Annotated in this window: 21 protein-coding genes; 15 read left to right on the top strand and 6 right to left on the bottom strand. The window is 72.9% G+C overall.

Annotated features, from left to right (window positions below):
* Positions 1–47: 47 nt before the first annotated feature.
* Entirely contained in the window at positions 48–1,148 is a 1,101-nt protein-coding gene (locus IO40_RS0114990; protein WP_016468153.1) for an amidohydrolase family protein, read from the bottom strand.
* 651 nt (positions 1,149–1,799) lie between these two features.
* Between IO40_RS0114990 and ectA the strand changes: the two genes are divergently transcribed.
* From ectA to thpD, 4 genes are all read left to right on the top strand, one after another.
* Complete coding sequence (ectA, locus tag IO40_RS0114995; RefSeq protein ID WP_016468154.1) at positions 1,800–2,315, top strand: diaminobutyrate acetyltransferase; 516 nt, start codon at positions 1,800–1,802, stop codon at positions 2,313–2,315.
* Between the two features lie 89 nt (positions 2,316–2,404).
* Complete coding sequence (gene ectB, locus IO40_RS0115000; RefSeq protein WP_016468155.1) at positions 2,405–3,673, top strand: diaminobutyrate--2-oxoglutarate transaminase; 1,269 nt, start codon at positions 2,405–2,407, stop codon at positions 3,671–3,673.
* Positions 3,674–3,753: 80 nt separating this feature from the next.
* Positions 3,754–4,158, top strand: a complete 405-nt coding sequence (locus IO40_RS0115005) for an ectoine synthase (protein ID WP_016468156.1) — start codon at positions 3,754–3,756, stop codon at positions 4,156–4,158.
* Between the two features lie 125 nt (positions 4,159–4,283).
* Entirely contained in the window at positions 4,284–5,183 is a 900-nt protein-coding gene (thpD, locus tag IO40_RS0115010; protein WP_016468157.1) for an ectoine hydroxylase, read from the top strand.
* Positions 5,184–5,372: 189 nt separating this feature from the next.
* Here thpD and IO40_RS0115015 read toward each other — a convergent pair whose 3' ends face one another.
* Positions 5,373–6,437, bottom strand: coding sequence for an aminotransferase class V-fold PLP-dependent enzyme (locus tag IO40_RS0115015; RefSeq protein ID WP_016468158.1), 1,065 nt, complete (start codon positions 6,435–6,437; stop codon positions 5,373–5,375).
* Positions 6,438–6,650: 213 nt separating this feature from the next.
* Here IO40_RS0115015 and IO40_RS0115020 point away from each other — a divergent pair, with 213 nt between their 5' ends.
* From IO40_RS0115020 to IO40_RS0115035, 4 genes are all read left to right on the top strand, one after another.
* Positions 6,651–7,421: an IclR family transcriptional regulator gene (locus IO40_RS0115020; RefSeq protein ID WP_016468159.1), complete on the top strand. Its 771-nt coding sequence runs from the start codon at positions 6,651–6,653 to the stop codon at positions 7,419–7,421.
* A 143-nt stretch (positions 7,422–7,564) separates the two neighbouring features.
* On the top strand, positions 7,565–8,788 hold the full coding sequence (locus tag IO40_RS33575; protein WP_135566623.1) for a hypothetical protein: 1,224 nt from the start codon (positions 7,565–7,567) through the stop codon (positions 8,786–8,788).
* A 160-nt stretch (positions 8,789–8,948) separates the two neighbouring features.
* Positions 8,949–10,199 carry a sensor histidine kinase gene (locus IO40_RS0115030; RefSeq protein ID WP_234336530.1) on the top strand — a complete coding sequence of 417 codons (1,251 nt, stop codon included), beginning with the start codon at positions 8,949–8,951 and terminating at the stop codon, positions 10,197–10,199.
* Complete coding sequence (locus IO40_RS0115035) at positions 10,196–10,852, top strand: response regulator transcription factor (RefSeq protein ID WP_016468162.1); 657 nt, start codon at positions 10,196–10,198, stop codon at positions 10,850–10,852. Before IO40_RS0115030 ends, IO40_RS0115035 begins: the two co-directional genes overlap by 4 nt.
* Positions 10,853–10,897: 45 nt before the next feature.
* Here IO40_RS0115035 and IO40_RS0115040 read toward each other — a convergent pair whose 3' ends face one another.
* Complete coding sequence (locus tag IO40_RS0115040; protein WP_016468163.1) at positions 10,898–11,845, bottom strand: TIGR03564 family F420-dependent LLM class oxidoreductase; 948 nt, start codon at positions 11,843–11,845, stop codon at positions 10,898–10,900.
* A 143-nt stretch (positions 11,846–11,988) separates the two neighbouring features.
* Here IO40_RS0115040 and IO40_RS0115045 point away from each other — a divergent pair, with 143 nt between their 5' ends.
* A complete protein-coding gene (locus IO40_RS0115045) occupies positions 11,989–12,555 on the top strand; it encodes a TetR/AcrR family transcriptional regulator (protein WP_016468164.1) in 567 nt (188 codons plus the stop codon).
* Between the two features lie 43 nt (positions 12,556–12,598).
* On the opposite strand, the gene IO40_RS0115050 is transcribed toward IO40_RS0115045, so the two are convergent.
* Positions 12,599–13,444, bottom strand: a complete 846-nt coding sequence (locus IO40_RS0115050) for a helix-turn-helix transcriptional regulator (protein WP_031175545.1) — start codon at positions 13,442–13,444, stop codon at positions 12,599–12,601.
* A gap of 85 nt (positions 13,445–13,529) precedes the next feature.
* On the opposite strand from IO40_RS0115050, the gene IO40_RS0115055 reads away from it, so the two are divergent.
* A complete protein-coding gene (locus IO40_RS0115055; RefSeq protein WP_031028598.1) occupies positions 13,530–14,324 on the top strand; it encodes an SDR family NAD(P)-dependent oxidoreductase in 795 nt (264 codons plus the stop codon).
* Between the two features lie 27 nt (positions 14,325–14,351).
* Here the strand turns inward: IO40_RS0115055 and IO40_RS0115060 are convergent, their stop codons facing one another.
* A complete protein-coding gene (locus IO40_RS0115060) occupies positions 14,352–15,167 on the bottom strand; it encodes a YihY/virulence factor BrkB family protein (RefSeq protein ID WP_041968933.1) in 816 nt (271 codons plus the stop codon).
* A gap of 160 nt (positions 15,168–15,327) precedes the next feature.
* Between IO40_RS0115060 and IO40_RS0115065 the strand changes: the two genes are divergently transcribed.
* The 4 genes from IO40_RS0115065 (at position 15,328) to IO40_RS0115075 (ending at position 19,162) form a co-directional block, all read left to right on the top strand.
* On the top strand, positions 15,328–16,878 hold the full coding sequence (locus tag IO40_RS0115065) for an MFS transporter (protein WP_051173452.1): 1,551 nt from the start codon (positions 15,328–15,330) through the stop codon (positions 16,876–16,878).
* A gap of 63 nt (positions 16,879–16,941) precedes the next feature.
* Complete coding sequence (locus tag IO40_RS0115070) at positions 16,942–18,414, top strand: peptidoglycan D,D-transpeptidase FtsI family protein (protein WP_016468169.1); 1,473 nt, start codon at positions 16,942–16,944, stop codon at positions 18,412–18,414.
* 111 nt (positions 18,415–18,525) lie between these two features.
* A complete protein-coding gene (locus IO40_RS39810) occupies positions 18,526–18,603 on the top strand; it encodes a 50S ribosomal protein bL37 (protein ID WP_374117516.1) in 78 nt (25 codons plus the stop codon).
* A gap of 115 nt (positions 18,604–18,718) precedes the next feature.
* Entirely contained in the window at positions 18,719–19,162 is a 444-nt protein-coding gene (locus IO40_RS0115075) for an SSI family serine proteinase inhibitor (RefSeq protein ID WP_016468170.1), read from the top strand.
* 106 nt (positions 19,163–19,268) lie between these two features.
* Here IO40_RS0115075 and IO40_RS0115080 read toward each other — a convergent pair whose 3' ends face one another.
* A complete protein-coding gene (locus IO40_RS0115080) occupies positions 19,269–20,465 on the bottom strand; it encodes a TerD family protein (RefSeq protein WP_030408657.1) in 1,197 nt (398 codons plus the stop codon).
* A gap of 206 nt (positions 20,466–20,671) precedes the next feature.
* Here IO40_RS0115080 and IO40_RS0115085 point away from each other — a divergent pair, with 206 nt between their 5' ends.
* The gene (locus IO40_RS0115085) at positions 20,672–20,887 is read left to right on the top strand and encodes a hypothetical protein (protein ID WP_031028599.1); all 216 of its coding nucleotides are present in this window, start codon (positions 20,672–20,674) and stop codon (positions 20,885–20,887) included.
* The last annotated feature ends 6 nt before the right edge of the window (positions 20,888–20,893 follow it).

A 20,893-nucleotide genomic window follows, 5' to 3' on the forward strand; every position in this document is an offset into this window, starting at 1 on the left:
TCCTTCCCGGCCGGGAGCGAGGACGGCGGGGGTCCGGCGGCGAGTCGTCAGCGGACGACCTGGCCGCGCAGCACGACGTGCCGGGGCGCGGTGAGGACGCGCAGGTCGTCGCGGGGGTCCGCGGCGTAGACGACGAGGTCGGCGGGGGCGCCCTCGGTGAGGCCGGGACGGCCGAGCCAGTCGCGGGCGTGCCATACGGCTGCCGAGAGCGCGTCCCGCGCGGGGATGCCGGCGGCGGCCAGTTCGGCGACTTCCTGGCCGACGAGCCCGTGGGCGAGGGAGCCGCCCGCGTCGGTGCCGGTGAAGACGGGGATGCCCGCCTCCCACGCGGCCCGCACGGTGTCGTAGCGGCGGGCGTGCAGGTCGCGCATGTGGGCGGCCCAGCGGGGGTACTTCTTCTCGCCGCCCGCGGCCAGGGTGGGGAAGGTGGCGATGTTGACCAGGGTGGGGACGATGGCGACGCCGCGCTCGGCGAACAGGGGGATGGTCTCCTCGGTGAGCCCGGTGGCGTGCTCGATGCAGTCGATGCCCGCTTCGACCAGGTCGCGCAGGGAGTTCTCGGCGAAGCAGTGCGCGGTGACGCGGGCGCCTTCCTCGTGGGCGGCGGTGATGGCCTCCTCGATGGCCCAGCGGGGCCAGCAGGGGCTGAGGTCGCCTTCGGCGCGGTCGATCCAGTCGCCGACGAGTTTGACCCAGCCGTCGCCGCGGCGGGCTTCGCGGCGCACGTAGGCGGCGAGGTCGCCGGGTTCGATCTCGTGCGCGTAGTTGCGGATGTAGCGGCGGGTGCGCGCGATGTGGCGGCCCGCGCGGATGATGCGGGGCAGGTCGTCGCGGTCGTCGATCCAGCGGGTGTCGGAGGGGGAGCCCGCGTCGCGCAGCAGCAGTGCGCCGGCGTCCCGGTCGGTGAGCGCCTGTTTCTCGCTGGTGCCGGCGTCGACCGGGCCGTGGGCGTCGAGGCCGACGTGGCAGTGCGCGTCGACCAGTCCGGGCAGTACCCAGCCCTCCAGTGTCGGGGGGTCGGCGTGGACGGCGGGTGAGCGGGGCGGCTGGTAGGTGACGCGGCCGTCCACCACCCACAGTTCGTCCCTGACCTCCTCGGGTCCGACCAGTACCCGCCCCTTGATGTGCAGACTCGCGCGCTCACTCATGGCCGCACTGTACGAGTGCCGGGTACGGCGCCGTCCAGGGTGCGGGGTGGGACGGGACGGCACCCGGCGGCCGGGGTGCGGGGTGGGACAGCGCCCGGCACGAGCGGGAGCGGCACCCGGCGGGACAGCGCCCGGCGCGAGCGGGAGCGACAGGCGGCGGGGCGCCGCCGGCCGGATGCGTCAGGCATGGCGGAGAAGCGGCGCGGGCGCCCCGGAAAAGTGGCGCCCGGGGGTACCCGAGGAGAAGCGCAGGCATACTCACGGAAAACCGGGACATGCGTTTACCCCCGGGTTTACGATGTATTCCTCACAGGTTTTCCGGCGCAGGTTCCCGTCTTCTTCTGCCCGCTTTCCTGCATCTCAAACGCAAAGATTTCGCTAGCGCGTGAACCGCATATTCCGGACCCCTCGCACGGCCGTTATCGCACTGTGACATACTCCACAGCGCGTCCGCAATATACGGACATAATCGTGCGAAAGGGGGCGGTTTCCCGGGGGCTCGTGCGCCCGTTCGCCCGCGCGCGATAACACAAACAGCCCTTCTGGCGTAACCCCTCACCCCCGTGCGCTTTCAGATTCTCCTGGGTAAATTGAATTCGCATGACCGCCGCACAAGCAGACCATGCACGTGCCCACAGAGACTTTCTGGAAATGCCGGAGGGACTGAAGCTCGACACACCTCGTGTGGACGACGGGGCCGCGATCTGGCGCATCGCCCGCGACTCCAAGACCCTCGATCTCAACTCCTCCTACAGCTACCTGCTGTGGTGTCGCGACTTCGCCGCCACCTCGGTCGTCGCCCGGGACGGGTCCGGTGAACCGGTCGGTTTCATCACCGGCTACCTGCGCCCCGAGCGGCCCCGCACCCTGCTGGTGTGGCAGGTGGCCGTCGACGAGGCGGCCCGGGGCCGCGGACTCGCGGCGGCGATGCTGGACGGGCTGACACTCCGTGTCGCCGAGGAGCACGGCATCGACAGCATCGAGACCACGGTCACCCCGGACAACACCCCCTCGAACCGGTTGTTCGCCTCCTACGCGCAGCGCCACTCGGCAGCGGTCGCCAAGGACGTGCTGTTCGACGCCGGCCTCTTCCCCGAGGACGGCCACCTGCCGGAGGTGCTCTACCGGATCGGCCCGGTCGTGTTTCCCGGCGCATCGAAGCGCTGACGTATACGGCCGAACCACCACGGGTAGGCCCGTCGCCGGCCCTCCCAGCGGACTTCTCTCCTCACGCGACTCACTCCCAGGAGCAAGCTGTGACCATCACCCAGCCGGACCTCAGTGTCTTCGAAACCGTGGAGTCGGAGGTGCGCAGCTACTGCCGTGGCTGGCCTACCGTCTTCGACCGGGCGCAGGGCGCGCACATGTACGACGAGGACGGCCACACCTACCTCGACTTCTTCGCCGGAGCGGGCACCCTCAACTACGGCCACAACAACCCGGTCCTCAAGCGGGCCCTCCTGGACTACCTGGAGCGGGACGGCGTCACGCACGGCCTGGACATGTCCACCGTGGCCAAACGCTCGTTCCTGGAGACGTTCCAGGAGCTGGTGCTGGCCCCGCGCGGTCTGGACCACAAGGTGATGTTCCCCGGCCCGACCGGCACCAACGCGGTGGAGGCGGCGCTCAAGCTGGCCCGCAAGGTCAAGGGCCGCGAGTCGATCGTCTCGTTCACCAACGCCTTCCACGGCATGTCGCTGGGCTCCCTGGCCGTGACCGGCAACGCCTTCAAGCGGGCGGGCGCCGGCATCCCCCTGGTGCACGGCACGCCGATGCCGTTCGACGACTACCTCAACGGCGCCACCGAGGACTTCGTCTGGTTCGAGCGGCTGCTGGTCGACCAGGGCTCCGGGCTCAACAAGCCCGCGGCGGTCATCGTGGAGACGGTGCAGGGCGAGGGCGGCATCAACGTCGCGCGTGCCGAGTGGCTGCGGGCCCTGGCGGACCTGTGCAAGCGGCACGACATGCTGCTGATCGTCGACGACATCCAGATGGGCTGCGGCCGTACCGGCGCCTTCTTCTCCTTCGAGGAGGCGGGCATCAAGCCGGACATCATCACCCTGTCGAAGTCGATCGGCGGCTACGGGCTGCCGCTGGCGCTCACCCTCTTCAAGCCGGAGCTGGACATCTGGGAGCCGGGCGAGCACAACGGCACCTTCCGCGGCAACAACCCGGCGTTCGTCACCGCGACGGCCGCGCTCCAGACGTACTGGGCGGACGGCCAGATGGAGAAGCAGATCCTCTCCCGCGGTGAGCAGGTGGAGGCGGCGCTCAAGGCCATCGCGGAGGAGCACGCCGACGAGGTCGCCGACTACCGGGGCCGCGGCCTGGTGTGGGGCCTGGAGTTCCACAACAAGAACCGGGCCAACGCCGTGGCCCGCCGCGCCTTCGAACTGGGGCTGCTCATCGAGACTTCCGGCCCGGAGAGCGAGGTCGTCAAGCTGCTGCCCGCGCTGACCACCACGCCCGACGAGCTGGACGAGGGGCTGCGCATCCTGGCGCGCGCCGTGCGCGAGACCGCCTGACCCCCGTGACGCGGCCCGTCCTGGCTGACGCCGGGGCGGGCCTCTTCCGTGATACACACAGAGAAAGGCACCATCAGACAGTGATAGTCCGTTCCTTCAAGGACATCGAGAACACCGACCGCCACATCAAGGCGAAGTCGGGCACATGGGAGAGCAAGCGCATCGTCCTGGCGAAGGAGAAGGTGGGCTTCTCCCTGCACGAGACGATCCTCTACGCGGGGACGGAGACGTCGATGTGGTACGCCAACCACATCGAGGCCGTTCTCTGCGTCGAGGGCGAGGCGGAACTGACCAACGACGAGACCGGCGAGAAGCACTGGATCACTCCCGGCACGATGTACCTCCTCGACGGGCACGAGAAGCACACGATGCGCCCGAAGACCGACTTCCGGTGCGTGTGCGTCTTCAACCCGCCGGTCACCGGCCGGGAGGACCACGACGAGAACGGTGTCTACCCGCTGCTCACGGAGCCGGACGAGGACTGAGCCACAGTCCCCCGGCGTCGTCCCGGACCGGTTCCCGGTCCGTCGGGCCGCGTGGGCGTCGTCTCGCCGGCGCGGCCGTTCCGCCGACTGAACAGGGCCGTACGAGAGGAGAGGAAGGCACTTCCATGACCACCGCACCCGAGCGCACCGCCGACCTGTACCCGACCCGTGGCACCACCGAGGTGGCGACGCCGCGGATGGACCCCGTGGTGTGGTCCGAGCCGGGTGCTCCGGGGCCGATCGAGGCCCCGGACCTGGCGGCCTACGAGCGGGACGGGTTCCTCGCCATCGACCAGCTGATCGGCCCGGACGAGGTCGACAAGCTGCGGGCGGAACTGAACCGGCTCACCTCGGATCCGGTCATCCGTGCCGACGAACGCTCGATCGTCGAGCCGAAGTCGCAGGAGATCCGGTCCGTGTTCGAGGTGCACAAGATCAGCGAGGTCTTCGCCGGACTGGTGCGTGACCCGCGCATCGTGGGCAGGGCGCGGCAGATCCTGGGCTCGGACGTGTACGTGCACCAGTCCCGGATCAACGTCAAGCCGGGCTTCGGCGCCACGGGCTTCTACTGGCACTCCGACTTCGAGACCTGGCACGCGGAGGACGGTCTGCCGCGGATGCGGACCGTGTCGGTCTCGATCGCGCTGACGGAGAACTACGAGACCAACGGCGGCCTGATGATCATGCCGGGGTCGCACAAGACCTTCCTCGGCTGCGCGGGCGAGACGCCGAAGGACAACTACAAGAAGTCGCTCCAGATGCAGGACGCGGGCACGCCGTCGGACGAGGCGCTGACCAAGTTCGCCGACGCGCACGGCATCAAGCTGTTCACCGGCAAGCCGGGTTCGGCGACGTGGTTCGACTGCAACTGCATGCACGGCAGCGGCGACAACATCACTCCGTACCCGCGGAGCAACGTGTTCATCGTCTTCAACAGCGTGGAGAACGAGGCGGTGGAGCCCTTCGCGGCGCCGGTCCGCCGTCCCGAGTTCATCGGGGCGCGGGACTTCACTCCGGTGAAGTGATCCGGCCGGCGGCCCACTGACGGCGGGGGCGGGACCGTACGCGGTCCCGCCCCTTCGTCCTGTCCGGAACTGCTGCCCGGAGCCGCTGTCCGGGACTGCTGTCCGGGTTCTGCTGTCCGGGACTGCTGTCCGGGACTGCTGTCCGGGTTCTGCTGACCGGGACTGCTGTCCGGGTCCTGCTGTCCGGGGTCAGCCCTCCAGGAGGCTGAGGAGCAGGTCGACGTCCTCCTCAGTGTTGTACAGGTGGAAGGCGGCGCGCAGATTGCCGTCGCGGACGGAGAGGGACACACCGCCGGCCGTCAGCCGTTCCGACAGCTCACCCAGGCCGGGCACGGCGACGATCGCCGAGTCGCCCGGCACCGGCTCATGGCCCAGGCCCAGTTCGGTGACGCCCTTGCGGAACCGGGCCGCCAGCGCCCGGTCGTGCGCGCCGATCGTCTCGGGGCCGCCCAGTTCCTCGATGAGGGCGAGCGACTGCGCGGCGCCCAGGTACGGCAGGAACGGCGCCGGCTGTTCGAAGGCCCGCGCGTCGGGGTCGAGCCGGGCGATGGGCCCGTAGCAGTCGTCCCACGGGGAGGCGCCCGCGACCCAGCCGGCGTGCAGCGGACGCAGCGCCCCCGCCTCCTGCGCCTCGCCGGAGACGACCAGGAACGACGTACCGCGCGGGCACAGCAGCCACTTGTAGGCGCCGCACACGACGTAGTCGTGCTCGTCCGCGCTGAAGGGCAGCCAGCCCGCCGACTGCGTCACGTCCACCAGCGTCCGGGCGCCGACCGCCCGCGCGGCCTCACGGACAGCGGCCAGATCGGCGATGCGCCCGTCCCGGGACTGCACCGCGCTGACCGCCACCAGGGCGGTCGTCTCGTCGACGGCCCCGGCCAGCTCGTCCAGCGGCACGGTGCGCAGCGTCAGATCGTCGCGGACGGTGAACGGGTTGACGACGGAGCTGAACTCCCCCTCGGGAGCCAGCACCGTGGCGCCGGCCGGGAGCGAGGCGGCGATCAGACCGATGTGGACGGAGACGGCGCTGCCCGCGGCCACGCGGTCCGGCGTCGTACCCACGATGCGGGCGAAGGCGGCCCGCGCCGCGTCCACCGCCGCGTAGTACGCGACCTGGTCGATGTGGCCCGCGGCCATCTCGGTCGCGGCCTGGGTGACCGCGGCCACCGTGCGGGCGGGCAGCAGTCCGTGGGAGGCGGTGTTGAGGTAGCAGACCTCTGGGGTGAACTCGGCAGCGAGCAGACGATGACCCATCCGCTCAGTCTCGCCGGGGGGTGCGCCGCCCGTCCACCGAGTTCCCGTGGGTGGACACCGGGCCGGTGCCACGGCCCCCGACCGCCGGCCGCGAGGGGTCCGGGCCGGTGCGCGGGCAGGCCAGGTCGGTAGTCTGAACGGCATCTTGGTGGTTGACCGCTTCCGGGCCGCGGGGCTGCGCGGACAGACGCGAACACAAGGGGTTCAGGGGAGATGTCCGGTACGGAGGCGCAGGGCGCGCAGGTCAAATCGGCCGTGCGGACAGTGGAGTTGCTGGAGTTCTTCGCACACCGGCCCGGCATGCACACCCTCGCCGGCGTCCAGGAGGCCGTCGGCTACCCCAAGTCGAGCCTCTACATGCTGCTGCGCACACTGACCGACCTCGGCTGGGTGGAGACGGACGCGACCGGCACCCGGTACGGGATCGGCGTACGCGCCCTGCTGGTGGGCTCCTCGTACATCGACAGCGACGAGGTGGTCACCGCCGCCCGGCCCGTCCTCGACCGGCTCGCGGAGGAGACCACCGAGACGATCCACCTCGCCCGGCTCGACGGCACCGACGTCGTCTACCTCGCCACCCGCCAGTCGCAGCACTATCTGCGGCCCTTCGCCCGCGTGGGGCGGCGGCTGCCCGCCCACTCCACGTCCCTGGGCAAGGCGCTGCTGGCCGCCCGCAGCGACGAAGAGGTCCGCGCCATGCTGCCGCCGCACCCGGCGCGCGTCACGGACAACACCCTCACCGACCGGGAAGCACTCATCGAGGAGCTGCACCTGGTGCGGGAACAGGGGTACGCGGTGGACCGCGAGGAGAACACCCTGGGCCTGCGCTGCTTCGGCATCGCGCTCCCCTACCGCACCCCGGCCCGCGACGCGATCAGCTGCTCGGTGCCGGCGGCCCGGCTGACCCCCGCGCACGAACAGCGCATCAAGACGGCCCTGTTCGACGCCCGCGACCGGCTGGCCCACGCCACCCGCGCCCTGTGAAATCCCCGGCCGCGGTGCGCGCCGGGCCGTCGCCCGCCCCGGGCCGTCGCCCGCCCCGAGGAGGACCCCCTCGCCCGCGCGGCCGAGCACGTTCGGCGGCCGGCACGATGTCCCGCGCCCGGCGCCCCGGCAGCGTGGAGGACATGGACGACATGGACGACATGGACAGAGCAAGAGCCGCGCTCGCCGCGGGAGCCGTGACCGCCTGCCTCCCCTATCTGACGCTGAAGCTGAACTGGCTGGCCGGCGGCCACCTCGGCATCCCCGAGGGCAGCCCCCTGCGGGACGGCGGCGCCGCCCTGTGGAGCGTCAACGCGCTGACCGTCGCCATGGACGCCACCGTCCTGCTGCTGGTCCTCGCACTGGTCCGCCCCTTCGGACAGCGGCTCCCCGGGTTGCTGCTCGCGCTGCCGCTGTGGGGTGCCGCCGGACTGCTGGGGCCCATCGCCGTGGCCTTCCCCCTCCAGGCGGTCACCGGTGTGCTCCGCTCGGGCGGCGGCTCCGGCGACGGCGACCCCGGCCGGCTGCTGGAGGGGTGGGTGTGGACGCTGGTCTACACGGGCTTCACCCTGCAAGCCCTCGCCTTGGGCGGACTGTTCGCGCTGTACGTGCGCCGGCGCTGGGGCGCACTGCTGCGCTCCCCGCTGCGCACGGGCGCCACCGAGGGCGCCGCCGCCTGGGCCGCCTTCGCCGTCGCCGTCCTCGCGGTGCTGCCCGCCGCGGTCTCGCACACGGACTTCGCGCTCGACAGCGGTGGCGCGGGCGACAGACGGATCGTGGAGGCCACCTTCGCCGCGTACACGGTGCTGGCCGTGCTCGGCACGGCGCGGCTGCTGCACGGCGGTACGCCCCGCCGCTCCCGCGCCCGGCTGTGGCCGACGCTGATCACCGCCGGGACGGCCTCCGCCGTGCTGGCCTGCTGGGGCGGCTGGCTGCTGCTGGGCTCCCTGTCGGGCGGCGGCCGGACGGTGGGCCAGCACGACGACCGGGCGGCGGAATGGACGTACGCCGCGCAACTGCTGGCCGGGCTGCTGTTCACCGCACTGCTGGCCCGCGCCCTCCGCCGCCGGGCGGCGGTCCGGTCAGCCAGGCTGCGGGCTGCCGCTTCCCGGGCTGTCGTGCACCGGGCCGACGCTCCCCGTCCGGCCACCGGCCGGACCGGCAGTCCGCGGCCGGTCACGCGCCAGGCCGGTGTCCCCGAGGCCGCCACACACCGGGCCGCCACTCCCCCGGCCCCCACCCACCAGGCCGACGCTCCCCGGGCCGGCACGGCGCAGGCCGCCACCACTCCCCGGGCCGCCGCCGGCCGGGCGGGCGGAGCCGGCGGCGGCCCCCAGCCCGGCGGCACCCCGGCATCGCGCCGCTAGGCTTCGGGCGGGCGCGATGACGGACCGGTCGCTGGGCAGGACGGGGGAAGCCGGGCAGATGGACGCTGGAGCCGTCCGGACGGAACACCGAGGCGACGGCAGCCGGTTGCGGACGCTGGGGCTGCGGTGGGTGCACCTGTTGCAGGGCGGCGCCCAGCTGATGCCGTTCTTCCTGCTGGCCGTGGTGGCCCTCGGCGTCGTCCGGCCGGACCTGGGACGGGCCGTGGTGACACGGCCGCTCCCCCAGATACTCGCGTACGCGCTGTCGCTGCCGCCGGCGGCGGTCTTCGGACTGCTGCCGCTCGTACGGTCACTGGAGTCGACGGCTGCCCGCACCCTGTGCGGCCTGCCGGGGCCACGCGCGCACTGGCCGGCCGTCGGTCCGGCCCGCTCCTGGGCGGCCCGGCGACGTTCGGCCGCGTGGTTCACGCTCCACGTGGGCCTGGGCGCCGTGGTGAGCGGCGCGTCGCTGGCGGTACCGCCGATGGCCGTCGTCCTGCTGGTGCTGCCCTTCGCCCCGGCCCTGCGGACGGGCAACTGGGCATGGCCGTGGGACCACGCGGGCGACGCGGTGTGGACGGCACCGGTCGCCGGGGCCGCGCTGCTGGTCCTGCTGGCGGCGGCCGTCCACGGGGCGGGGACCCTGCTGGCCCGCTGCGCCCCCCTGCTGCTGGGGCCGACCCCCGCGGACCGGCTGGCCGCCGCCGAGCGCCGGGCCGCCGATCTGGCGAACCGCAACCGGCTGGCCAGGGAGCTGCACGACTCGGTGGGGCACGCGCTCAGCGCGGTGGCCCTCCAGGCGGGTGCCGCCCGCCGGGTACTGGAGTCGGACCCGGCGTTCGTGCGGCAGGCCCTGGCCGCGATCGAGGAGACGGGCCGCGGTGCGGTGGCCGAACTGGACGCGGTGCTGGGCCTGCTGCGGTCGGACGGGGACGACCGGCACGCCGGGCCCACCCTGGCGACCGGCCTGGAGGCGCTGCTGGCCCGCACCCGCGCGACCGGAACCGAGGTGGTGGCGCGGACGGACCCGGCGCTGGGCCCGCTCGAGGCGCTGGACGGGCGGGTCTCGGCCGAGGCGTTCCGCATCGTCCAGGAGGGCCTGCACAACGCCCTGCGGCACGCCCCGGGCGCCACCGTGCGGCTCGACCTGGCCGAGGAGCGGGGCCCGGAGGGGCGGGCGCTGCGCGTGACGGTTCAGAACACGGTGGACAACGCCGTCCCCGGTCCCGGCCCGGTCCGCGATGCGGGCGGGCGGGGGCTGGCCGGGATCACCGAGCGAGCGGCGCTGCTGGGCGGAACCGCCTCCGCGGGACGCGCGGGCGGGCTGTGGCGGCTGTCGGCCCGCCTGCCGCTGCCCGGCGCCCCGCCCGTGCGGGCAAAGGCGAGGAAGACGAGAGGGGCCACAGCATGACACCGGCACTGCGGGTGGTGCTCGCGGACGACGAACAGATGGTGCGCACCGCGCTGCGGGCGATCCTGGCCGGCGAGCCGGACATCGAGGTGGCGGGCGAGGCTGCCGACGGCGACGAGGCGGTCTCCGTGGTGCGCCGGCTGCGCCCCGACGTGGTGCTGATGGACGTGCGGATGCCGCGCGTGGACGGCATCCGCGCAACGGAGCACCTGCTGGCCGCACAGGGCGAGGCGGCCCCGCGCATCCTGATCCTGACGACCTTCGAGAACGACGCCTACGTCTACGACGCGCTGCGGGCCGGCGCCCACGGATTCCTCCTGAAACGCGCCACGGCCGACGAACTGATCGCGGGCGTACGGGTGGTGGCGCGGGGTGACTCGCTGCTGTTCCCCTCCGCGGTACGTGCCCTGGCGGCCCGCCACGCCGGCGGCCGGCGCGCCCGTGAGCTCACCGCGCGGCTGACCGGGCGGGAGGTGGCGGTGCTGCGGCTGATGGCGCGCGGTTTGACGAACGCCGAGATCGCGGACCGCTGCGGCGTCAGCACGGCGACGGCCAAGACGCATGTGGCCGCCGTCCTGGGGAAGCTGGGCGCCCGCGACCGCACCCAGGCGGTGATCCTCGCCTACGAGCACGGGGTCGTCGCCCCCGGCTAGCGCCTCACCGGGCGGCCAAGCCCGGGTGACCGGTCCGGGCCCGGCTCACAGGCGCCGGGCGACGTTCCAGGTCCGTACGCGTTCCTCCTGCCCGAAGAGGTCGGTGTGGGTGAGCATGATCTCGGTGGCCCCGGCGTCGAGATAGCGGCGCAGCCCGGTGGTGACGGTCTCCTCGTCGCCGGCGACCAGCAGGTCCGCCGCCTGCGACAGGCCCTCGGCGGCGACGACCTTCCGGTAGGACGGGATGCTGTCGTAGAAGCCGAGGGCGGCCGACACCCGGTCGCGGGCCGTCGCGACATCGTCGGTGACCACCGCGGGCACCCCGGCCACGATCTGCGGGGCCGGCCGCCCGGCCGCGGCGGCGGCCTCGGTGACGGCCGGCACGATCCGTTCGGCGAGCGTGCGCGGCCCGGCCAGGAACGGCAGCGTCCCGTCGGCCAGCTCGCCCGCAGCCGCGAGGGCCCGCGGCCCCATCGCCGCCACCAGGACCGGGATCGCCGGGGAGGCCCCGGCCACCGCCGTCGAGCCGACCGGACGGGACGTCAGCGTCTCCCCTTCGAAGACGGTGTCCTCGCCGTCCAGCAGCGGGCGCAGCGCGGTGAGGTACTCGCGCAGGTGCCGGATCTGCGGCGGATACGCCAGGCCGAACTGCGGTTCCAGCACATTGCGTGCCCCGAGTCCGACGCCGAGCCGGAACCGCCCGGCGGTGGCTGCCTGCGCCGTCTTCGCCGCCGACGCGAGCAGCAGGGGATGGCGGGGGTACATCGGCACGACCGACGTGCCCACGTGCACCCGGGGCTCCGCCCGCCCCACCAGCGCCGCGAGTTGGGGCGCGTCGTAGTCCGACGCCTGCCCGAACCACACGGTGCGCACGCCCGCGTCGGCGACCTCGTGCGCGAGGTCCACAGCGCTGTCCACGAGGTTGACCGTTCCGGGGGCCTGCGCGAACGCGCCTCCCAGGAACACTCCCGCCCGCTGTCCGGCAGCGTCCATCACGAACTCCTCCGTCCGGTTCCGGTCCGCGAGGTGTGCCGCCGCCCGGCGGGCGGCCCTGTCCCGCAGCACCAGATTGATTGCAGATTCTGAAATCACCGTACACGTTGATTGCAGAACCTGAAATCACTACTCTGCGTGTCATGGGACGATGGCCGGGCGGCACGCAGGAACGGCTCCAGGAAGCCGCGATCGAGTTGTTCACCGAGCGCGGCTACGAACGCACGACAGTCGCCGAGATCGCGACGCGGGCCGGACTGACCGAGCGCACCTTCTACAACCACTTCGCCGACAAACGCGAAGTGCTCTTCCCCGGTCAGGACGCGTTCATCGCCGGGATCCGCGAAGCGGTGACCGCCGCACCCGAGGAGAAGTCCCCGCTCGACGCGGTCCTCGCGGCCTTCACCGCCGGCAGCGACTGGTTCGACCGGCACCGGGAGGCGGCACAGCGCCGCAGGCAGCTCCTCGACGCACATGCCGATCTGCGGGAACGCGAACGGGCGAAGGTGGCGGCCCTGGGCGAGGCGATCGCCGGCGCACTGCGCGCACGCGGTCTGCCCGACCCGGCGGCCACGCTGACCGCCTCCGTCTGTGCCGCCGCGCACCAACTCGGCGCGGCCCGGTGGCTGGCCGACCCGGAGGAGGGCACGCTCGCGCACCACCTGCGCGCCAGCTTCGAGGACCTGCGCCGCACCGCACGCACCTGGTAGCGCCGACCGGCCGCGGATCGGCACACCCCGGCCCGCTGCGGCGCTACCGCAGGCCGTGGCCGGCCTGTGCTCCCAGGACGTTCAGCAGAGCAAGGGCATCGGCGTCGGGGGACCCCGGCGGCGCGCTGAACAGGACGAGGTACTGGTCACGGTCGACGAGGCCGAGCGTGTCGCAGGCGACGGTGACCTCCCCCACGGCCGGGTTACGGAAGGTCTTGGTGAGCGCCGGTGCGGCCTCCACGTCCTGCCGTTCCCACAGCCGGGTGAAGTCACCACTGCTCTCGGCCAGTTCGCCCACGAGGCCGGTCACCGCGGGATCGGCGGGATAACGGGCGAGGGCGGCGCGGAGCTGCGCCACGACGCCCAGCCGGAAGTCGGCGGCGTCGGAGACCCCGTAGAGCGCCGCATCGGTGTGCCCGAGGAAGGCCCGGCGGGCGAGGTTGCGGTCCTCGGGGGCGAGCGGGGCGAAGTCCTCCATGAGCGCGGCTGCGAGGTCGTTCCAGGCGAGGACCTCGAACACGGCGGACATCACGAAGCCGGCCGTCTGCGGCAGCCGCTCCAGGAGCGTCAGGATGCTGGGGCGGACGTCACGCCGGTGCAGCCCGGTACGGTTCGGCGCGGTGCCCGCGAGAAGGTGGAGGTGGCCGGATTCCGCCTCGGTGAGCCGCAACGCTCCCGCGAGCGCGGCCAGGACGTCACCCGAGGGACGTGGCGCCCTGCCCTGCTCGAGCCGGACGTAGTACTCCGTGGAGATGTGCGCGAGAACCGCCACCTCCTCGCGGCGGAGGCCCGGGGTGCGGCGCCTGGGGCCGGAGGGAAGGCCGACGTCCTGCGGGCGCAGCCGCTCGCGGCGGCTGCGGAGAAACGTCCCGAGCTCCTGCTTGTCCATACGGCAAGTGTGCGCGCGGTCCGGCGCCGGATCCTGGTACAGCCTGTGCCTGCATCCGGCCGGCGGCCCGCCGGAGGCTGCTGCCATGACGAACCGCACGAACACCGCCGACAGCGCACCCATCGGCCTGCTCACCGGCAAGGTCCTGTTCATCACCGGAGCCAGCCGCGGCATCGGGGCCGCCGCGGCCCGGCTCTTCGCCTCCGAGGGCGCCGCCGTCGTGCTCGCCGCCCGCAGCACCGGCGCCCTCGGCCGCATCGTGGAGGAGGTCCGTACGGACGGCGGGGCGGCCGACGCCGTCACCATGGACCTCGCCGACTCCGCGAGCGTCCGCGCCGCCGTCGACCGCGTCGAGGAGCTGCACGGACGGCTGGACGGCGCCTTCAACAACGGCGCGGTGCCCCAGCGGCGGTTCGGTCCGGTCGAGACCACCGCCGACGAGGACATCGACGAGCAGTTCGCCGTGAACTTCCGTGCGCAGTGGACCGCCATGACCGCCGAGGCGGCACTCATGCGGCGGGGCGGCGGCGGGGCGATCGTCAACACGTCGAGCATCGGCAGCCGCCGCGCGAACCCCGCCCTGCCCGCCTACGGGGCCATGAAGCGCGCGCTCAACAGCCTCACCGAAACCGCGGCGGTCAACTGGGCCGGTGACCGCGTCCGGGTCAACGGCATCACCCCGGGCGGCACCTCCACGGAGATGATCGACACCTGGGAGGCGGCGACTCCCGGCATCGTCGAGCGGATGACCGCGGCGATCCCGCTGGGCCGGATGGCCGAGCCCCGGCAGATCGCCGAGGCGGCGGCATGGCTGCTCAGCGACCGGGCCTCGTACGTGACCGGCGCGATCCTGCCGGTCGACGGCGGCGCCGGCGCCTGACGGGGGTGCGCCGGGCCCTGGTCCGCTCTAGCGCCGGGCCCGGCCGGCGGCCTTGCGCTGCCGGTCCCGGTGGTGGACGCGCCACATGTGGAAGTTGTGGCCGGCCAGCGGGCCGCCCAGGACGACGAAGCCGACACCGATCAGCCAGGACTGGACGATCAGCAGCGTCCCGGCGGGGCCGTTGGTCTTGGTGCTGCTGATGATGAGCGGCGAGAAGACGAGGTAGGAGAAGACCCGCAGCCCGGCGAGGCCCACCATGGTGGCCACCGCGCCCGGGAAGAGCGCCGACCACCGCACCCGGCCGCCGAGCAGCAGGTACTGCCCCCACCAGAAGAACAGCACCCCGAAGACGACGGTCAGCGCCACCCGTGTGACGATCTCGGCGGTACCGTTGCGCAGGACCGCCTCGCTCTCCACCTCGGCGAAGAGGAAGGCGGTCAGCGCGGCGAGCCATACGCCCTGCCGCCACAGTTTGTGCCAGCGGCCGGGCGGCAGCGCCCAGATCAGTTCGTAGCTGCTCTGCACACTGGCCGCGAAGCTCAGTCCGAACACCCCCAGCAGGACGGCACTGAGCACGCTGGTGGTGCTGATGACCTGCTGCGGGGCGGAGAAGAGCCGGTGCACGGCGCGGGAGGCCGACCGGTTCTCCAGCCCCATCCCGTTGACGATCCACTCCTCGAACCCCGCGTGGTGGACCGGGTCGAGGGCGGCGACCACGATCAGCAGCGGGACCATCGAGACGAAGCCGAGGGTGCCGAAGGCCATGGCACGGCGCATCAGCTCGAAATCGGTGCCGTGCCGCCACAGGCGTCCGCCCAGGGACCGCTCCGCACGCTGTTTCAAGGCCGGCCACCGACCTGACACGCCCGCACCTCCCTCAGGGGCTGGTCATTATCCCAGCGGAGCGGTCCGCCGGGACTCCTGCCACGCCGCCCCGCCCCGATGCCGGCGGCCCGCTGTTTTACGCGGGTGCCGGGGGTGACATAGGAGACACGTGCCTTTTGTGAGCGGCAGTCTCCGGAAGCGGACGGAACGCCTCTTCGGTGACCGTGCCGCGGCCCGCAGCGTGCTGACGATGGCCTCGGTGCTCGCGCTGGACGGCGCCGACAAGGGAACCGTCTCGGCGATGGCGGGCCCGCTCCAGGACGCCTTCGGCATCGGGTACGCCGCGATCGGGCTGCTGGTGTCAGTGGTCGCCTTCGTCGGGGCGGCCTGCACGGTGCCGTTCGGGCTGCTGGCCGACCGGGTGCCGCGCACCCGTCTGCTGGCCGTCACCGCGACGCTGTGGGGGCTGGCGATGCTCGCCTCGGGTGCGGCGGTCTCCTACGGGTGGCTGCTGGTCTCGCGGGCGTTCCTCGGCGCGGTCACGGCCAGCTCGGGCCCGGCCGTCAACTCGCTGGTCGGGGACTTCTTCCCCGCCCGGCGGCGCGCCCGGATGCTGGGTTTCGTCGTCGGCGGGGAGCTGTTCGGCACGGCGCTGGGGTTCGCGATCTCGGGGGTGGTCGGCAGCACACTGGGCTGGCGGTACGCGTTCTGGTGGCTGGTGCTGCCCACCGTCGCCCTGGTCTGGGCGCTGGTTCGGCTGCCCGAGCCGGCCCGCGGCGGCCAGCAGGGCCTCTCGGGGCACTCCGGCGCACCCGATGACGAGGGGCCCACCGGTCCGGCCCGGCAGGCCAGGGCGCGGGCCGATGTGGCACCCGACGAGCGGCTGGTGCTGCGAACCGACCCGCGGACGCTGCCGCCCTGGCGTCTGGTGCTGTACGTGGTCCGCATCCCCACCAATGTGGTGCTGATCGTCGCCTCGGCGCTCGGTTACTTCTTCTTCGCGGGACTGCGGGCCTTCGCGACGGTCTTCACCACCGACCAGTACGGCGTCAGCACGTCGGTCGCCGGGTCGCTGGTGCTGGTGGTGGGGGCCGGCGGGGTGGCGGGGGTGCTGCTGGGCGGACGGTTCGCCGACCGGCTGCTGGAGAGCGGGTACCTCAATGCCCGGATCCTGGTGCCGGTCGTCTGTCTGCTGGGCGTGCCGCTGCTGGTGGCGCCGGCCCTGCACACCACGTCGCTGGCGGTGGCGCTGCCGCTGCTGGTGGGCGGCACGGCGCTGCTGGGTGCGGTGAATCCGCCGCTGGACGCGGCGCGGCTGGACATCGTGCCGCCCCTGCTGTGGGGCACCGCGGAGGGCACCCGCACCGTGCTGCGGACGCTGAGCGAGGCGATGGCCCCGACACTGTTCGGCTTCGTCGCGGACCACGTCTTCGCCGGACGGCACGCCCTGGAGTACACCCTGCTGCTGGCCCTCCTCCCGCTGCTGGCCGCCAGCCTGCTCGGGCTGCCCGCGCTGCGCACCTATCCGCGTGACGTCGCCACCGCCGACGCCTCGGCCCGCACCGCGGCGGACAGCGGAAGAGCCCCGCACGACGGTTCCGGGGACGGCGCGCGGCGCGAGAGACCCGGAAGCACCCCGCACGGCGGCTCCCGCGACGCCCCGCGGGACGGGTCCGGGGACGCCCCGCGCGACGGCTCCGGTCCGGGCGGCGGTGACCAGCCGGGATGAGAAAGTCCTGAGAAGCGTCCGGCGCAGGAACCCGCGCCCGGCCCGTTCGCGTTCTCCTGCGGGATGAACAGGACAATCAGGCGTGCGGGCCTCGTCACGCTGTTCCTGGTGCTGGCCCTGCTGGTGCGGGTCACCTGGGTGCAGATGGTGCAGGGCGACGCGCTCGCGGACGACGAACAGAACCGACGGAACATGATCCAGGAGTACGCACAGCCGTTCGGGGACATCATCGTGGGCGGCAGACCCGTCACCGGCTCACAGCGCTCCGCGCACGGCGGCGACATGCGCTACGAGCGCACGTACACCGACGGCGCGCTCTACGCCCCGGTCACCGGCTTCTCCTCGCAGGTGCGCGGCGCGACCCAGCTGGAGGGCATCTACCAGGACGTGCTCAACGGCAGCGACGACCGCCTCAAGAGCCCGCTGGACCTGCTGACGGGCGACTCCGCGAAGCCGGGAGATGTGCTGACCACCATCGACCCGAAGGTGCAGCGTGCCGGTTTCGAGGCGCTCGGTGGCAAGAAGGGCGCCGCCGTGGCGGTCGACCCCAAGAGCGGCGAACTGCTCGGCGTCGTCAGCACCCCTTCCTTCGACCCGTCCACCATCAGCGGCAGCGGCAAGGACGACGACGCGGCCTGGCGGAAGCTGACCGCGCGGGACGGCAACGACAAGGACGACGACAAGCCGACGCTCAACCGCGCGCTGCGCCAGGCGGTGCCGCCCGGTTCCACCTTCAAGCTGGTCGTGGCCGCCGCCGCGCTGGAGGACGGGCTGTACTCGTCCGTGGACGAACCGACCCGCAGCCCGGACCCGTACACCCTCAAGGGCACCTCGACGCCGCTGGAGAACGAGAACAAGGCCGCGCCGTGCGAGAACGCCAGCCTGCGGACCGCGCTGCGCTACTCGTGCAACAACGTCTTCGCCAAGCTGGCCACGGACCTGGGCGCCGGGAAGGTGCGGAAGCAGGCCGAGAAGTTCGGCTTCGACGACGAGAAGCAGGATGTCCCGGTCCGCGCCGCCACCTCCAACTTCCCCAAGAAAATGGACGCCGCCCAGACGGGGCTGTCCGGCATCGGCCAGTTCGAGGTCACCGCGACGCCGCTCCAGATGGCGATGGTCTCCCAGGCCATCGCGAACGGCGGCGAACTCGTCGATCCGCACATGGTCTCCCGGGTGCAGGACTCCTCCGGGCACACACTGGAGTCGTTCGAGGACCCGGACAGCCACCGGGTGATGAGCCAGGACACCGCGTCACAGCTGCGGTCCGCGATGCGGACGGTGGTCGAGAAGGGCACCGGCAGCAACGCGCAGATCGACGGCATGACGGTCGGCGGCAAGACGGGTACGGCGCAGCACGGTGTGGACAACAGCGGCACCCCGTATGCGTGGTTCACCTCCTACGCACAGAACGCCGACGGCAAGCAGGTCGCGGTGGCCGTCGTGGTGGAGGACTCCGACGCGGCCCGAGCCGAGGTCAGCGGCAACGGTCTGGCGGCACCCATCGCGAAGAAGATGATGCGGGCCGCGCTGGGCTGAGGCCGCACGGCGGTCCGGCGGGCGGTGCGAAGAGGGGCCGCCGTCTGACAGGGAGCGCACGAAGTGGTAGAAACGCGGAGGAAACCCACCGCCCCGCGGAAAGGAGTCGCCATGTCGTCCAAGCGTCGGCGCAAGAAGAGGGCCCGCCGTAAGAACGCGGCCAACCACGGCCGTCGGCCCCAGTCCTGAGCAAGGTTCCCCGCGTGCGGCGGCCCCGCACGCGGGGAACCCCCAGGACCAACGCGGGTCAACCTACGCGCAGTTGGCGCCGTACCCCCGGCCCGGCCCGCCTCGTTGTGCGGGTATGCACACTCGAACGTTCTCCCGGCGTCTCGCCGGCACCGTTGTCGCCGCCGTCGCGGCCCTCCCCCTGCTGACCGCCCAGAGCGCCGCCGCGCACCCGCTCGCCCCCGGCACGGGCAGACCCGTCCCGGAGCCCACCGTGCGGCCCGGTCTCCTGCTGACCGTCTCCGACGCCCGGCACACCCTTGTCCGCGGTGTCCGTCTGCTGTGCGAGCCCGTACCGCACGGCCGCCACCCGAGGGCGGCCGAGGCGTGCGCGGCACTCGACAGGGCAGGCGGCGACCCGGCCGCACTGCGCGCCGCACCCGGCTTCTGCACCCTGCGGTTCGCCCCGGTGACCGTCACCGCCGAGGGCACCCACCGGGGGAAGCACGTCTCGTGGCGGAAGACCTACCCGAACGCGTGCGCGATGCAGCGGGCGACCGGCCCTCTCTTCGCCTTCTGACGCCCGCCCCGCGTCACCGCAGCACACCGCAGGAGGCCGGGCGGCCCCACGCGCCGGGGGCGGGCCCCACCCGGGCCCGCCCCCGTGCTCGCTCGTGCGCGTCCGCCTACAGTGCGGCGGCCCCCGGCTTGACCATGCCGCGGACCGTGCGCGAGTCGACGAACTCGCCCAGGGCCGTCATCTCCCACTCCCCGGAGAACTGCCGGATGAACTTCGCCATGAGCACACCGGTCCGCGGCTCGGAGTGCGTCAGATCGAACCGCACCAGCTCCCCGCCGCCGGCGTCCAGCAGCCGGCAGTACGCCTTGGCGACGTCGGTGAACTTCTGCCCGGAGAAGGAGTTGACGGTGAAGACCAGCCCCGTCACCTCGGGCGGCAGATCGCCGAGGTGGACAGTGATGACCTCGTCGTCCCCGGCGCCGTCACCGGTGAGGTTGTCCCCGGAGTGCTGGATGACGCCGCCGAGGATGGCGAGCTTGCCGAAGTAGCAGGCGTCGATCTTCTTGCGGTTGGCGTCGTAGGCGATCACCGAGGCGTCGAGGTCGATGTCCTTGGCGCGGCGCCCGGCCCGGAAGACCGGCTCCCAGCCGAGCCCCATCCGCACCGAGGTGAGCAGCGGCCGGCCGCCCTTGACCAGCGAGACCGTCTGGTTCTTCTGGAGGCTGACCCGCCCCTTGTCCAGGTTGATCTTCCCCGGCGCCGCGGGCGCCGAGGCCGGCGCGGCGGGAGCGGTGGGAGCGGCCGGTGCCGGGGCGGCGGCAGCGGCCGGGGCGGGCGCCGGTGCGGCGGGCGCGGCGGCCGGGGCCGCGGGCTCCTCCACGTTCACCCCGAAGTCGGTGGCGATCCCGCCCAGCCCGTCGGCGTAGCCCTGGCCTACGGCACGCACCTTCCAGGCGCCGTTCCTGCGGTACAGCTCCACGACCAGCAGCGCCGTCTCGGAGCCGAGCTGCGGCGGGGTGAAGGTGGCGAGCACCGTGCCGCCGGCCGCGTCCCGGATGGTGGCGGTGGGCTCCGTGCCCGCGAAGGTGGCACCGGGCGTGTCCAGGCTCGCGGTGACGACGACCTTCTCGATCTCGGCGGGAACGGCTCCGGTCTCCACCGTGATGGTGTCGGCGGCGCCGCTGCTGTGGGTCACGCCGGGCGCGGTCGGCTGGTTGTAGAAGACGAAGTCGTCGTCCGAACGCACCTTGCCCTGCGGGCTCAGCAGCAGGGCCGAGACGTCGAGCTTGGTGGGTGCGGTCACGTCCACCGCCACGCGCTGCGCGGTCAGCGGCAGATTGGAGCCGGGAGTCATTGCGGTCATGCCGAAGGTAACGACCAGCCGCGCTTTGCGGTTCCTTTGCCGAGACACCGTTCGGTCACGGCCGTACGGGTGACGGCGCGCGCCCGGCCAGCGGCCGGGCGGTCCGGGCCCTCACCACCCGTTGCCGCCCCACGCCCGGCCGGCCAGGGGCGGGGGACGGCGCGGCCGAGGTGCAGCGTGGCCAGGAGGGGCGCAACCTGGAAGGCATGAGCTCGGTCATAGTGGTCCACCCGCCCCTGCCCGGCGGCGGCCGGCACGTCACCGCACACGGCGAGCCGCTGGGCACCGCCTACGGTCTGACCGATCTGATCGAATACCTCAGCCGGGCCGGCCTCGATGTCGCTACTGTCGATCTGTACGACGAATCAGTGATCGAATGGCAGGGCGGCAACCATCTCGTCTGGGGCCGCGAAGCCGACTAGGAGGAC

It is taken from the genome of Streptomyces albus subsp. albus (genome assembly GCF_000725885.1).
GTDB classification, from domain to species: Bacteria; Actinomycetota; Actinomycetes; order Streptomycetales; family Streptomycetaceae; genus Streptomyces; species Streptomyces albus.